Source organism: Desulfosporosinus sp., from assembly GCF_014237355.1.
Classification (GTDB): domain Bacteria; phylum Bacillota; class Desulfitobacteriia; order Desulfitobacteriales; family Desulfitobacteriaceae; genus Desulfosporosinus.
The window spans coordinates 17,074-30,654 of sequence record NZ_JABZFS010000057.1 but is presented as its reverse complement, the minus strand read 5'-3'; the positions used below and the strand labels follow the sequence as shown (position 1 = coordinate 30,654).

The 13,581-nt window shown below is 41.7% G+C and carries 12 protein-coding genes, 7 tRNA genes, 1 rRNA gene and 2 other annotated features; of the genes, 19 read left to right on the top strand and 1 reads right to left on the bottom strand.

Going from position 1 to position 13,581, the window contains the following annotated elements; genetic code table 11:
* Position 1 precedes the first annotated feature (1 nt).
* Positions 2 to 117: ribosomal RNA gene (rrf, locus tag HGJ98_RS12310) — 5S ribosomal RNA — on the top strand.
* Between the two features lie 328 nt (positions 118 to 445).
* Here rrf and HGJ98_RS12305 read toward each other — a convergent pair.
* Positions 446 to 574, bottom strand: a complete 129-nt coding sequence (locus HGJ98_RS12305; RefSeq protein WP_291351704.1) for a hypothetical protein — start codon at positions 572 to 574, stop codon at positions 446 to 448.
* 131 nt (positions 575 to 705) lie between these two features.
* On the opposite strand from HGJ98_RS12305, the gene HGJ98_RS12300 reads away from it, so the two are divergent.
* The 18 genes from HGJ98_RS12300 (at position 706) to pheS (ending at position 13,572) form a co-directional block, all read left to right on the top strand.
* Complete coding sequence (locus HGJ98_RS12300) at positions 706 to 1,023, top strand: hypothetical protein (protein WP_291351703.1); 318 nt, start codon at positions 706 to 708, stop codon at positions 1,021 to 1,023.
* A 407-nt stretch (positions 1,024 to 1,430) separates the two neighbouring features.
* Positions 1,431 to 2,711: a glycosyltransferase family 2 protein gene (locus HGJ98_RS12295; RefSeq protein WP_291351702.1), complete on the top strand. Its 1,281-nt coding sequence runs from the start codon at positions 1,431 to 1,433 to the stop codon at positions 2,709 to 2,711.
* Between the two features lie 103 nt (positions 2,712 to 2,814).
* Positions 2,815 to 2,890: transfer RNA gene (locus HGJ98_RS12290), tRNA-Val, on the top strand.
* A 108-nt stretch (positions 2,891 to 2,998) separates the two neighbouring features.
* Positions 2,999 to 3,074: transfer RNA gene (locus HGJ98_RS12285), tRNA-Asp, on the top strand.
* Between the two features lie 152 nt (positions 3,075 to 3,226).
* Positions 3,227 to 3,302, top strand: a tRNA-Phe gene (locus HGJ98_RS12280).
* A gap of 1 nt (position 3,303) precedes the next feature.
* Positions 3,304 to 3,378, top strand: a tRNA-Gly gene (locus tag HGJ98_RS12275).
* A gap of 9 nt (positions 3,379 to 3,387) precedes the next feature.
* Positions 3,388 to 3,462, top strand: a tRNA-Cys gene (locus tag HGJ98_RS12270).
* Between the two features lie 8 nt (positions 3,463 to 3,470).
* Positions 3,471 to 3,558, top strand: a tRNA-Leu gene (locus tag HGJ98_RS12265).
* Positions 3,559 to 3,561: 3 nt separating this feature from the next.
* Positions 3,562 to 3,638: transfer RNA gene (locus HGJ98_RS12260), tRNA-Val, on the top strand.
* Between the two features lie 225 nt (positions 3,639 to 3,863).
* Positions 3,864 to 5,318: an aminotransferase class I/II-fold pyridoxal phosphate-dependent enzyme gene (locus tag HGJ98_RS12255; RefSeq protein WP_291351701.1), complete on the top strand. Its 1,455-nt coding sequence runs from the start codon at positions 3,864 to 3,866 to the stop codon at positions 5,316 to 5,318.
* Between the two features lies 1 nt (position 5,319).
* On the top strand, positions 5,320 to 6,174 hold the full coding sequence (gene speE, locus HGJ98_RS12250; RefSeq protein ID WP_291351700.1) for a polyamine aminopropyltransferase: 855 nt from the start codon (positions 5,320 to 5,322) through the stop codon (positions 6,172 to 6,174).
* A 223-nt stretch (positions 6,175 to 6,397) separates the two neighbouring features.
* Positions 6,398 to 7,270: a putative sporulation protein YtxC gene (ytxC, locus tag HGJ98_RS12245; RefSeq protein ID WP_291351699.1), complete on the top strand. Its 873-nt coding sequence runs from the start codon at positions 6,398 to 6,400 to the stop codon at positions 7,268 to 7,270.
* Between the two features lie 255 nt (positions 7,271 to 7,525).
* Positions 7,526 to 7,749: a binding site (T-box leader), on the top strand.
* Positions 7,750 to 7,792: 43 nt separating this feature from the next.
* Positions 7,793 to 9,727, top strand: a complete 1,935-nt coding sequence (thrS, locus tag HGJ98_RS12240; RefSeq protein ID WP_291351698.1) for a threonine--tRNA ligase — start codon at positions 7,793 to 7,795, stop codon at positions 9,725 to 9,727.
* Positions 9,728 to 9,836: 109 nt separating this feature from the next.
* Positions 9,837 to 9,966: a sequence feature (ribosomal protein L20 leader region), on the top strand.
* 28 nt (positions 9,967 to 9,994) lie between these two features.
* Entirely contained in the window at positions 9,995 to 10,510 is a 516-nt protein-coding gene (infC, locus tag HGJ98_RS12235; RefSeq protein WP_291351707.1) for a translation initiation factor IF-3, read from the top strand.
* Between the two features lie 22 nt (positions 10,511 to 10,532).
* Complete coding sequence (gene rpmI, locus HGJ98_RS12230; protein WP_007778139.1) at positions 10,533 to 10,730, top strand: 50S ribosomal protein L35; 198 nt, start codon at positions 10,533 to 10,535, stop codon at positions 10,728 to 10,730.
* A gap of 29 nt (positions 10,731 to 10,759) precedes the next feature.
* Entirely contained in the window at positions 10,760 to 11,119 is a 360-nt protein-coding gene (rplT, locus tag HGJ98_RS12225; protein WP_291351697.1) for a 50S ribosomal protein L20, read from the top strand.
* Between the two features lie 236 nt (positions 11,120 to 11,355).
* On the top strand, positions 11,356 to 12,150 hold the full coding sequence (locus HGJ98_RS12220; RefSeq protein WP_291351696.1) for an RNA methyltransferase: 795 nt from the start codon (positions 11,356 to 11,358) through the stop codon (positions 12,148 to 12,150).
* A 399-nt stretch (positions 12,151 to 12,549) separates the two neighbouring features.
* Positions 12,550 to 13,572 carry a phenylalanine--tRNA ligase subunit alpha gene (gene pheS / locus HGJ98_RS12215; RefSeq protein ID WP_291351706.1) on the top strand — a complete coding sequence of 341 codons (1,023 nt, stop codon included), beginning with the start codon at positions 12,550 to 12,552 and terminating at the stop codon, positions 13,570 to 13,572.
* The last annotated feature ends 9 nt before the right edge of the window (positions 13,573 to 13,581 follow it).

Sequence of the window (13,581 nt, the reverse complement as noted above, 5' to 3'; positions counted from 1 at the left end):
ATCTGGTGATTATGCCGGAGGGGTTCCACCCGTTCCCATACCGAACACGGAAGTTAAGACCTCCAGGGCCAAGGATACTTGGGGCATAGCTCCTGGGAAAGTAGGTCATCGCCAGGTAACAAGCGAAAGGACTATCTCTTAATGAGTTAGTCCTTTCTGTGTTTCGTAATTAAGATACCGGGGTTCGGGGTTCCACCTGTTCGGATCCACACTGCAGGAGTATGCGTTACGAGACGCAGTGTGGCGAAAAGCTCTCCTTGCCACATTCTATGCGAAAGGCACCGTCTAGAGGTATATTCCTTTAAAGTAGGTGAATCTGTCCAAAAGGCCTTTGTCATCACCGCAAAGTTACAAATAGAAAAACTACCCCACAAATGTTGGGTAGTCTTCTATTTGTTTGCTAAAATTTACATTACTCATAATTATGTCATAATAACTTATGCTATTAACTAGATGACTTCAGTTGATCGGAGTGTTTCTCTTTCTCATGTAGACTTGCATCGTATCCAAATCGAAACTTTTGATCGCAATAGGAACAGTGTACAAATTTACCATCTGGTGCCGCAACTGGCATAATAAACCACCTCCTTGCGGCGATTATACCCTAATTACAGGATATTTATACAGTAAAAGGTACTAATCAAGTTTTTTTTGCCATAAACACTTTTACTACTCCCCTCATAAAATAGTTGTGAGGTGATAAAGATGTGGCGTAGACGGATTAGGGTACTTAACATAGAATTACAATGGCTGAAACGTGACTTAATACGTCGTTGGAGGTTGGATACGCCTATAGGTGTGATGGGCATACTATTGTTGCTTTCAGCAGTCTTACTATTTGTTGTAATTGGAGGAGGATTTGCTTATATTTTCCGATCCTTTGTTCCATGGGTATCTGGTCCACGTGTCGGAGAAGTCTACTGGTATTCACTAGCTTTTGGAATAAAAGCAAGCTTTCTATTTCTACTATTTGTTGGCTCACTAATTACGTTTTGCTTACTAAAGCTAAGTGAACGACGTTGACCAACAATGAATCGTAAATCGTAATACATATCTAGCCCCCTGCAGTACTTAAAAAATGTGAGTCTATTTCTTGTTTTATGCAGTAGCTAAGGCTCGTAAGGTATTAGATATTGATCTCTATTTCTATTAGAGGTTTATATTATTATTAGAAATTATTAAGTTTAATAGAAATATACTGTAAATAGTTCTAAGTTAAGATAAAATAAAATACAAGTTTAATACAGACTCAGTAAAATGTACAAGCTAAGAATAGACTAAGAGAGAAACTACTACTAAAAAATCCTACGACTTCCGTGGTAAGTATAAGTTGCAAGCGGACAATCTGTCTATTATTGTCGTATCTCTCTTCTTGCATAGGTAACCATTCCTATGTTAAAATTTTATGGGTTAAGAAAGGGGTTGAATCTGTGGATTTTTTATCTGGAGTTACAGGTACTCAGATATTTAATGTTATCATGCTACCAGTTCAAATTATTATTATCTTTTTGACCTTTTACTATTTCATTCTTTCGATGTTTGGGCTATTCCGGAAACAGGAACTTAAAATACATACATCAGAGAAGACCTTTGCAATAGTTGTTGCGGCTCATAATGAGGAGGCCGTTATTGGCCCATTAATCGAAAATCTTCTTCAACTTGATTATCCAAAGAAATTATACGATATCTTTGTTGTTGCAGATAATTGTACGGATAGAACTGCCTTGATAGCAAAAAATACAGGTGCAATCGTCCATCGGCGGTTTAATACGGAAAAGCGCGGCAAAGGATATGCGTTGGAGTGGATGTTCCATCGTTTATTTAATATGGAGCGACAGTACGATGCGATAGTAATTTTTGATGCTGATAACCTCGTTAAGGAAAACTTCCTGTTTGAAATGAACAGTAAGCTTTGCCAAGGGCATAAAATTGTTCAATGTTATTTAGACTCTAAAAACCCATTTGATACTTGGGTTACCAATACTTTCTCTATTGCGTTTTGGGTAACAAATAGAATGTTACAACTTGCAAGGTTTAATACTGGGCGTCTCTCTAATGTATTAGGTGGAACGGGCATGTGTATTTCTACAGATGTTTTAAAAGAATTTGGCTGGGGGGCTACATCATTAACTGAGGACCTTGAGTTCAGCATGAAAGCGTTATCCCACGGTATCAAAACGACCTGGGCTCACGATGCGGTGGTTTATGATGAAAAACCATTGACCTTTATCCAGGCTTGGAACCAAAGAAAACGTTGGGCTCAGGGACAGGTCGACGTAGCAGGACGGTATTTCTTCCCCTTAATTATTAAAGGAATACGGGAAAAGAAAGTTATGTATTTTGATGCAGCTATACATCTTTTTCAACCTGCACTTGTAATGATTGCTACTTTCTTTATGTTGACTAATCTGATAGATGCTTTTCAACCGGAATACACCCGGGTATTCACTTTAGTGATGCCGTGGACGGGATGGCAAATCTTATCCGCTTTTCAATATCTTTATCCAGTAGCGGCATTGGCACTTGACCGTATACCCTGGCGTGCCTATGTAGGGCTTATTCTATATCCTATCTTCATTTATAGCTGGATTCCAATCGTGTTTTTAGGATTTATCAATCGTAAAGATAAACAGTGGTCACATACTAAACATACTCGCTCAATTAGTATTGAAGAAGTTATTGTAAAACAAAAAAAAGTATCATCGAATTGAGCGAAGCGGTGTCTATACAATGTAAAAGTATATTTTTTAATGTAGAAAAAAAAGGCTTTGACACATCGCTGTTTTTTGTGTATACTGATAATCGTCAGTTCTCGGGTGATTAGCTCAGTTGGTAGAGCGCCTGCCTTACAAGCAGGATGTCGGCGGTTCGAGCCCGTCATCGCCCACCAATCTAGATATCCGAAGTTTGACATACGAGATTTGAAAGATTCTCGGATAAGACTTTGAGATAGAGGCAAAGTTCGTATTTTGAACTTCGTACCTCGAACATCGAGTTGGGCCCCGTGGTGTAGTGGTCAACATGCCTGCCTGTCACGCAGGAGATCGTCGGTTCAAGTCCGATCGGGGTCGCCATTATCGATATTCGAAGATCGTGATTCGAGCTTCGAAAGGTGAAGGTAAAACTTCTTCGCTAATAGAGCTTAGAACATGGATCTGAGAAAAGAACCCTAAAGAGGAATACCTGAGTTCGAATATTGAATTTCGGACCTCGTACCTCGATAAATGCCTCGGTAGCTCAGTCGGTAGAGCAGAGGACTGAAAATCCTCGTGTCGGCGGTTCGATTCCGTCCTGAGGCACCACGCGGGTGTAACTCAGTGGTAGAGTGTCACCTTGCCAAGGTGAAAGTCGCGAGTTCGAATCTCGTCACCCGCTCCATAATAATTTGGCGGCATAGCCAAGTGGTAAGGCAGAGGTCTGCAAAACCTCTATTCCTCAGTTCAAATCTGAGTGCCGCCTCCAATCAATTTGCCGATGTGGCGTAACTGGCAGACGCACGGGACTTAAAATCCCGCGGACTTAACATCCGTACCGGTTCGATTCCGGTCATCGGCACCATATGGGTTTGTAGCTCAGCTGGTTAGAGTACCGCGTTGACATCGCGGGGGTCGGAGGTTCGAGTCCTCTCAAACCCACCATATGAAAAAGGTAATTTTAAAATAAATGTGTCTATTGACAAGAGCTGATTTTACCCATTGATTTAGGTCAATGGGTAATTTAATTTTATCAAGATGTTATATGTACTAAATTTATTGTGGAGTCATTTATACATTGGTTGTTTAGAATACTTGTAGCAAGATTAGAAATGCTATAGTGGCAGGAATGTCCCCATATATCATACTTAGGGTAAGGTGGTGGTTCTTATGAATTCGTTTTGGCAAGGCAAGGCACCGATTTATGAAGCGCTTCTCAAATACAAATCAATGAGAGTAGTACCCTTTGATGTCCCAGGGCATAAGCAAGGCAAAGGAAACCCAGAACTTACAGAATTCCTAGGCGATAAATGCCTCGCAGTAGATGTCAATTCCATGAAACCACTAGACAACCTTGTTCATCCGGTCTCTGTAATCAAGGAGGCGGAGGAGTTAGCAGCAGATGCTTTTGGTGCTAACCATGCCTTTTTTATGGTTAATGGCACCACCTCAGCCGTTCAAGCGATGATTATGAGCGTATGTAAACAAGGCGAAAAAATTATTATGCCACGAAATGTTCATAGAAGTGCCATTAATGCGCTTATCATTAGTGGGGCAATCCCTGTTTATGTTAATCCAGGTGTTAATAAAATGTTAGGAATACCGTTAGGTATGTCTATAAAGGATATAGAAAAGGCTATTGCTAAAAATCCAGATGCCAAAGCAATTTTCGTTAATAATCCGACTTATTATGGTATTTGCTCGGATTTAAAGACCATTACAGAGCTTGCACATCGTCATAATATGTATGTCCTCGTAGATGAAGCACATGGATCACATTTTTACTTTGGCGACAATCTACCGATCAGTGCCATGGCAGCAGGAGCTGATATGGCAGCTGTAAGCATGCATAAAACAGGCGGATCCCTGACTCAAAGTTCCTTTTTATTAAAAGGCACACGTCTAAGCACTGGCCATGTACGACAAACAATCAATCTTACCCAAACTACTAGTGGCTCCTACCTTTTGCTTTCTTCCCTGGATATTTCCAGACGCAATTTAGCCTTAGCAGGGAAGAGCATCTTTGAAAAAGCCTCTGCGCTTGCTAACTATGCGCGAGAGGAAATCAATAAAATTGGTGGATACTATGCTTTTTCTAAAGAACTAATTAATGGAGATTCAGTGTACGATTTTGATCACACAAAGCTCTCTGTTCATACAAGAGAAATAGGTCTGGCAGGAATTGAGGTTTACGATATCCTCCGTGATGACTACGGAATTCAGATCGAGTTAGGTGATATTGGTAATATTCTAGCTATCATTTCCGTTGGAGATCGTGCACTCGCGTTGGAACGTCTAGTATCTTCGCTCTCTGAAATAAAAAGACTATATATGAGGGATAAAAAGGGAATGCTTGATCATGAGTATATTAATCCAGAGGTGGTAATGACACCTCAGAAAGCATTTTATGCAGATCAACATTCTGTCCCTATCAAGGAGAGCACAGGGTTTATAAGTGGGGAGTTTGTCATGTGTTATCCACCAGGTATCCCTATCTTGGCACCAGGAGAGCGGATAACAAACGAAATCATTGATTACATCGCCTACGCTAAGTCCAAAGGCAGTTCCCTAACAGGTACAGAGGATATGACAATTGAGAACATTAGAGTTGTGGAGGAAGTATAACATGGAATTATGGTATACAGAACAGCACACAAACAACGTTCGTTTTTCTATCAAAGTGGAAAAGCCTCTTTATACAGGTGAGAGTGAATTCCAAAGGATTGACGTTTTTAACTCTAAAGAATTTGGTAACTTCTTCACCTTAGATGGTTTTATGATGATCACAGAAAAGGACGAATTTATCTATCATGACATGATTGTTCATGTGCCTATGGCTACCAATCTCAAGATTAAAAATGTTTTAGTCATTGGCGCGGGAGATGGCGGAACAGTAAGAGAGCTGACGCGCTATAGTTCCATCGAAAACATTGATATGGTGGAAATCGATAAAATGGTTGTGGATGTGTGCAAAGAATACTTTCCTCAGACAGCCTGTAAGTTAGACGATCCAAGAGTACAGCTGTATTTTGAAGATGGACTGAAATTTGTTCGCTCCAAGGAAAATTCTTATGATCTAATCATTGTCGACTCTACAGATCCCTTCGGACCGGGAGAAGGGCTCTTCACGAAGGAATTTTACGGTAACTGCTATAAGGCTTTAAAGCATGATGGCATCCTCGTCAATCAGCATGAAAGTCCTTATTATGCTGATGATGCTAAAGCTATGCAAAGGGCTCATAAACGGATTAGGCAATTCTTTCCGGTTTGCAGGGTTTATCAGGCGCACATTCCAACCTACCCCTCGGGTCACTGGTTGTTTGGTTTTGCCTCTAAAACCTATGACCCAGTAACTCACATAGATGAACAGGCATGGAATAGTCTTGGGATTAAAACAAAGTATTACAATACAGAAATCCACAAAGGATGCTTCGCCTTGCCTAACTATGTATTAGAGCTTCTAGAAACTGCTGGAGATTAATCAACCAAGTCCTATGCATGTCGATGGGGGACGGTTCCTTTTGACACGAAACTTTCGTGTCAAAAGGACCGTCCCCTTGTCATGTCTGATAAGAATGAAAGATTGCGTTTTTGGAAATATTAAGGAATGTAGAGGCGTTTTTAAAAATTAAAAGTGCTAATAGATTGGCCCAACCGAAATATGGCTTAAAGAAGGTCATATACATTACTATGGAGGGGTGCCAGTGGAACATTCCGTACAATTAGGGACGCAATATTATCGGGAGAGTATCTGTGCACGATTACGAGAACTGCGTGACCAAGAAGAACTTCCCTTTCAAATTATAGAGCACCAGCAGGGAAAACGTTGGATTATCCAGTGTCAGTTTCAAGATTCTGCGTTGGAAGCAACAGAAGATGAAGGTATGGTTCAAAAGATTCACCGTTACTATTTAGCTAATGCCTTAGCAGAGACAATTTTGCATCATTGGGAAAAAGACCACGTTGTTCAGATGCTAAAGAAGAGACATTATTTAAAACAAGAAAACTGGCAATTGTTACTTAACAAGGCTTTAGACTATTTGAACCAAGGGCTAGGGCAAGTCCCGGGATATCGTGTTAATCGCAAAACAAGCCTAGTTACACAGATATTAGGTTGCTTGGATCGTAGTTCTGTATTTGACATCGAAGGGTTTTTGCGGTTTCGTGCCCATGACTATAAGAACGAAGTGAATAAAGCGGTTGAATTTGCTATTGATGAGTATGTCGTTGAAAAAGAGTACTCAGAATTTATTCAACTTCTAAAACACTTTGTAGATAGTCAAAAACCAAAGTTAGAGTATCTTCATGTTGGAATGACGCCGCAAGGTAAGTTTCATCTTTATAACAACGAAGGGGCTAAAGTAACCCATCAGTTTCTAGAAGACTACCAACTCGATAATGTCCATGAACTAGGGTATGAGGATTTATTGGTCAGTGCACTTATTGCTGTTGCGCCCCGGGAAATCACATTACATATCCGTTACGAAGGGTACAAAGATACGCTTGAAACGATTCGAGATGTTTTTGGAGATCGTGTACATGATTGTCAAGGATGTTCCTTGTGTGAAAAGTTTTGACAGATAAGAGATTTGTTTGCTATAATAAATAAGTTCCTTATAATTGTGTATATAAAACTTGGACTTACCTTCTACGACCCTGTCCTCGAAGGTGTTAACTCAGGGGAGCGAAGACGCGTCTTCGCAGGGGTTAGCTTATCGTAAAAGCCACAGGCGATGGACATGAATGGCTAAGTATCCCTGTAGCTAAAGATGGCGAGAAGTATGCAATAAGGAATCTATTAATAGGTTGAGATTATAATGAAATATATTGTGCAAAAATCGTTGAAAGGGATAGTACCCTGAACTGATATCGTGTAAGAGAGGGAATGCCAAAGGCTGTAAGCATTTCTCACGAGCGGCAAGGAGAAAACCACCCTTGAGTGTTAGGCTGAAATGAGTAAGCTTAGCCGTACCCCGCGTTAAGGGAAATCGAGTGAAAGGGGTTTTAATAACCTTTCAATTGGGTGGAACCACGGGAGTAAACTCTCGTCCCTACTAGGGACGAGGTTTTTTTATTTTGATGAATAGGGAGTGATTTCGGTGATTAAGGTTACTTTAAAAGACGGCTCAATACGCGAGGTAGAACAAGGAACAACTATAGAAGAGCTTGCAGCCTCTATCTCACGAGGATTAGCAAAGGTAGCTGTAGCCGGGAAAGTCAATGATAAGATGAAGGATCTTTCCTATCAGCTTACAGAAGATGCAGCGGTAGAAATCGTAACCATAGATAGTGATGAGGGATTAGATGTACTAAGGCATTCCACGGCACACTTGATGGCAGAAGCGGTAGGTAATCTATTTCCGGGGACAAAGTTTGGGATCGGACCGTCCATCGCTAAAGGATATTACTATGACTTTGACTCGGAACATGTCTTTACTCCGGATGACTTAGCTAGTATAGAGAAGGAAATGAACCGTCTCGTAAAGGAAAAACATGAGTTTAAACGCAGAGAAGTCTCTCGAGCTGAGGCACTAACCCATTTTGGGGAATTGGGTGAAAAATATAAGGTCGAACTCATTGAAGGTCTTCCGGATGATGCAACAATTTCGATGTACACTCAAGGCAGTTTCACTGACCTTTGCGCAGGGCCACACCTGCCTTCCACGGCAAGCATTAAAGCCTTTAAACTTATGAACTTGGCGGGTGCGTATTGGCGCGGTAGTGAGAAAAATAAGATGCTTCAGCGAATTTACGGAACAGCCTTCGCTAAAGCGGCAGATTTGGAAGATCACCTGTTTAAGTTGGAAGAAGCAAAACGACGTGATCATCGTAAGCTCGGGCTAGAGCTCGATCTATTTAGCTTACACGATGAGGGCCCAGGGTTCCCGTTTTTCCACCCTAAAGGTATGATCTTGCGGAATGCCCTCGAAGATTTCTGGAGGCAGGAACATCGTAGGCGTGGATATCAAGAGATTAAAACTCCAATAATTCTAAATCGTTTGATGTGGGAACAATCTGGTCACTGGGATCATTATAAAGAAAACATGTATTTTACTAAAATTGACGAGCAAGATTTTGCAGTTAAACCTATGAACTGTCCAGGTGGTATGATCATGTATAAGACCAAAATGCGCAGTTACCGCGATCTACCGCTTCGAGTGGGGGAGCTGGGACTTGTGCATCGACATGAACTATCAGGTGCTCTCCATGGATTACTCCGGGTTCGAAACTTCACTCAGGATGATGCGCACATCTTTATGCTCCCATCTCAAATTAAGGAAGAGCTTATTGGAGTTATTGAACTAGTTGACTATTTCTATAAGATCTTTGGCTTTGATTATCATGTTGAATTATCGACCCGACCTGAAGATTCCATGGGTTCGGATGAGGATTGGGAAACAGCGACCAAGTCTCTTCAAGAAGCCTTAGAAGAGAAAGGTATAGACTATAAGGTTAACCCCGGCGACGGGGCCTTCTACGGTCCTAAAATCGATTTTCATGTACAGGATTGCCTCGATCGGACTTGGCAGTGTGGAACGATTCAACTTGATTTTCAAATGCCCGAGAAATTTGACTTATCCTATATCGGAGAAGACGGACAAAAGCATCGTCCAGTGATGATTCACCGAGTTGTTTATGGAAGTATTGAACGGTTTATTGCTCTTATTACAGAGCATTACGCGGGAGCATTTCCTGTTTGGCTGGCGCCTATTCAGGTTCGTATATTACCGATTAGCGAGCGGCATCACGATTATGCTAAATCCATCGCTACTCGCTTCAACGAACTCGATATCAGAGTAGAAACGGACGAACGTAAAGAAAAGATAGGGTATAAAATTCGAGAGGCTCAAACGGAAAAGATTCCGTTTACCTTAGTAGTCGGAGATCAAGAAGCGGAGTCAAACATGGCTGCAGTCCGAAGGTACGGTCAAGGTAATGCTGGAGAAAAGATGACGATTGATGAGTTTATCCTTCTTATTCAGGAGGAAATTAAGAGTAAAAAAATCCTCAAATCGAATCTCAAAGAAGATTAGATTATGCAGAGGGGCAATCCATGAATTGCCCCTACCTTTCTGAGTAGATAGAGGAAAACAATTTACAATAAAAGGAATTGACAAGAGCGGTCTTTTGATGTAAGATATTCAAGTCAAGCAGAAGCCATCCGCTTCTCACCTTACGGCAAACGTCGGTAAGGTATCTTCTGGTCCTGAGCTAGTATTTGCTCGCGATTGTTTAGAAGACGGGTGGTATACACCCGTCTTTTTGTTTTAGTTTGATAGATTTTTAGGAGGTGGTTTCTTATTAGCAAGGACTTAAGAATTAATGACGAAATCCGCATTAGAGATGTTCGTCTCGTCGGTGAAGAAGGAGAGCAACTTGGGATCATGGCAACTAGGGATGCTTTGAGCCTGGCAATCGAGAAATCGTTAGATTTGGTCGAGATTGCGCCGACGGCTAAACCCCCGGTCTGTAAGCTAATGGACTACGGTAAATACAAGTACGAGCAAGCTAAACGTGACAAAGAAGCTCGTAAAAAGCAGAAAAGCATGGAAATCAAAGAAGTTAAATTGCGTCCGAATATTGAGGACCATGACTTCGAAACTAAAGCCCGTAATGCCCAAAGATTCCTTCAGGATGGGGATAAAGTCAAGGTGACGATCATGTTCCGCGGGCGGGAAGTGACTCACCCTGAGTTAGGCAGAGCTTTATGTATAAGACTTGCTGAGTTTTGCAAAGCAGAGTCTACTGTAGAGCGCGAACCTAAACTTGAGGGTCGAAATATGATCATGATTCTAGCTTCAATCAAACACGACTAATAGCAAAAGGGGGATAACGCAAATGCCTAAAATGAAAACTCATCGTGGCGCAGCAAAGCGCTTTAAGAAAACAGGAACTGGTAAAATCGTCCGCATGCATGCGTTCACTAGCCACATTTTGGAGAAGAAATCTCCGAAAAGAAAACGTAATTTACGAAAATCAACCGTAATGCACAAAAGTGATGCAAAACGGATTGCAAGTATCGTAGCTTATCTATAAAACTTGAGGTAAAAGGAGGTCTTCAAAAAATGGCTCGTGTAAAAAAAGGCGTGACTAAACATAAGCGTCATAAAAAGATATTAAAATTAGCAAAAGGATATCGTGGGGGAAAAAGTAAACTCTATCGCCCAGCAAATGAGCAAGTTCTAAAGTCATTAGCATATTCTTATGCTCACAGAAAAGACAATAAGGGCAATTTCCGCAAGCTATGGATTGCAAGGATCAACGCAGCTGCCCGTATGAATGGTATGTCTTACAGTCGTATGATGAACGGCTTGAAAAAAGCTGGGGTTACTGTTAATCGTAAAATGCTCGCAGAACTCGCGATTAGCGATGCTGCAGCCTTTACTGAAGTAGTTAATGTAGCAAAAGTTCAAATCAAAGCTTAAAACGAGAGGGTGCGAAGGCATCCTCTTTTTGGCACTATCAGCCCCCCATGCCACATCGCAACACCATCAGATGATGCGAAGACAGTGTCTCCGTCGTCTGAAGCATAAGTTCAACTAGGCTGCCGCTGGCCAAGGATAGCGAGAAGGGACCGCCTTCGCCGAAGGCTTACGTTAGTCAAGTTTATATATAGATAGGGGCAATCCTTGAATTACTTCTACTTGGGGGTGGCTTAAAAATGATTGAGTCCTTACAAAACGAGCAGGTAAAATATGTAGTCTCCTTACAAAGACGCAAAGCTCGTGAGGAAGCCAATTTGTTTGTTATTGAAGGATGGCGATTCGTAGAGGAAGGGGTCCTCAGAAACGCGCCCATTAAAAAAGTTTATGTCTGCTTAGAACGTGAGCCGTTAGAATGGAGGCCATTACTTAATAAGCTGCGTGAGCGAGGTATTCCATTTGAAGAAGTGGATGAACGAGTTCTCCGTAAAATGAGTGCGACAGAAGAACCTCAAGGAATCCTAGCAGTTGTTCGTCAAAAAAACTATTCATGGTCTGATTTACATATTAATCCGGAAACAGTCATGCTTATTGTAGACGGGGTTCAGGATCCAGGCAATCTAGGTACAATTTTGCGTACTGCTTTAGCTTCGGGAGTTCAGTATGTTTGTTTAACCCAAGGGACTGTTGATCTGTATAATCCTAAAGTGTTGAGAAGTACAATGGGAGCAATCTTTTCTTTGGTCCTAATACCTGGTCGACAGCCAGAGGAGATATTAGAGTTTTGTCGGAAACAGAGATTAAGTGTCTTCATGGGAGATATTGAAGGGGTCCCAGTTTATCAGACAAAGCTATCTGCTGGTCCCCTTGCCCTTGTTGTTGGAAATGAGGGCAAGGGTCCATCTCAAGCGTTTAGGGAGGCAGATATCCAGCGCATTACAATTCCTATGGCCCAAGACGTAGAATCCCTTAACGTAGCCATGGCTACAGGAATTTTACTCTATGAAATTGTTCGCCAAAGGGGTTTCTTGTAAAACATAGAAGGAATATGCTATAATTTCTGCAGAACAATTAATAAACTTTTAGTTAAGATAATGCGATGATCAGGTTAAAAGGTGTATTTTCTTCTCAGGGAGGCATGGCCACAGATTGTAAGCCAGCTAAGAAGGTACCCACCTCCTAAGGTTTTCAAATACTTGAGAGGTTAAATTTCTCCTGGGAGTGGCCTATTGATTTGTAGGTAGGCCCGGTTTCCACCGTTAAAAGGAACTTAAGTGTGGCTTATAACCAAACTAGGGTGGTACCGCGAGAATAGACTCTCGTCCCTTTCCAGGGGCGGGAGTTTTTGTGTTCTGTCTGGGACAAGTGGGGCAAGTGTGGGACAAGGAACCTGTCCCCTTGTCCCAGAGAAAGATTTGGAAAGGGTGATTTGTTTGAAGAGTGAGATACTACGCATCAGAGAAGAGGCATTAAGAGAACTAAGCGAGTTGGACAGACCAGAAGCACTACAAGAGCTTAAAGTAAAAGTCCTTGGTAAAAAGGGGTCTTTAACCGCTATGCTGCGGCAAATGGGAAGCTTAAGCCCCGAAGAACGACCCATTATGGGGCAGGTCGTAAATGAGGTCCGCAGCCAACTGGAACAAGCCTGGGAAAAACGTAGTGCAGAGCTAGAGAGGATAGCTCTAGAGCAAAGATTAGCTACAGAACGAATCGATATTACATTGCCAGGAATCCGTGTTCATCGAGGACATTATCATCCCCTTACCCAAGTCATCGAAGAGATTGAAGATATCTTCTTAGGGATGGGTTTTCAGATTGCAGAAGGACCGGAGATAGAGTCGGATTATTATAACTTTGAAGCGCTTAATCTTCCGAAGGAACATCCGGCTCGTGAAATGCAAGACTCCTTTTATATTACAGAGGAGATTTTGCTTCGAACTCAGACCTCTCCAGTACAGATTCGAACCATGGAGAAGCTCCATCCTCAACTTCCTGTAAAAATTATTGCTCCAGGGAAAGTCTATCGCAATGACGATGATGCAACTCATTCCCCAATGTTTCATCAAGTAGAAGGGCTTGTTGTTGACCGTGGAATCCGAATGTCAGATCTCAAGGGAATTCTACTTAATTTCTCTCGCGAGATGTTTGGTGAGTCTAGAGAAATTCGTTTAAGGCCGAGCTTTTTTCCTTTCACTGAGCCGAGTGCAGAAGTCGATGTTTCTTGTATGCTTTGCGGAGGATCAGGGTGTCGTCTCTGCAAAGGAACCGGTTGGATAGAAATATTAGGATCAGGCATGGTTCATCCGAAGGTTTTAGAAATGGGTGGATATAATCCACAGGAAGTCACAGGATTTGCCTTCGGAATGGGAGTTGAGCGCATTGCCATGCTGAAGTTTGGTATCGAAGATATGCGGCTCTTATTTGATAATGATTTACGATTCTTGCAACAGTTTTAAGGGGGAAAG

Excerpts from the sequence above, each read along its gene's own strand:
- HGJ98_RS12305 (WP_291351704.1), bottom strand. The coding sequence starts at position 574 with ATGCCAGTTGCGGCACCAGATGGTAAATTTGTACACTGTTCCTATTGC.
- rplT (WP_291351697.1), top strand. The coding sequence starts at position 10,760 with ATGGCTCGTGTAAAAAAAGGCGTGACTAAACATAAGCGTCATAAAAAG.
- speE (WP_291351700.1), top strand. The coding sequence starts at position 5,320 with ATGGAATTATGGTATACAGAACAGCACACAAACAACGTTCGTTTTTCT.
- HGJ98_RS12255 (WP_291351701.1), top strand. The coding sequence starts at position 3,864 with ATGAATTCGTTTTGGCAAGGCAAGGCACCGATTTATGAAGCGCTTCTC.
- HGJ98_RS12300 (WP_291351703.1), top strand. The coding sequence starts at position 706 with ATGTGGCGTAGACGGATTAGGGTACTTAACATAGAATTACAATGGCTG.
- HGJ98_RS12220 (WP_291351696.1), top strand. The coding sequence starts at position 11,356 with ATGATTGAGTCCTTACAAAACGAGCAGGTAAAATATGTAGTCTCCTTA.
- rpmI (WP_007778139.1), top strand. The coding sequence starts at position 10,533 with ATGCCTAAAATGAAAACTCATCGTGGCGCAGCAAAGCGCTTTAAGAAA.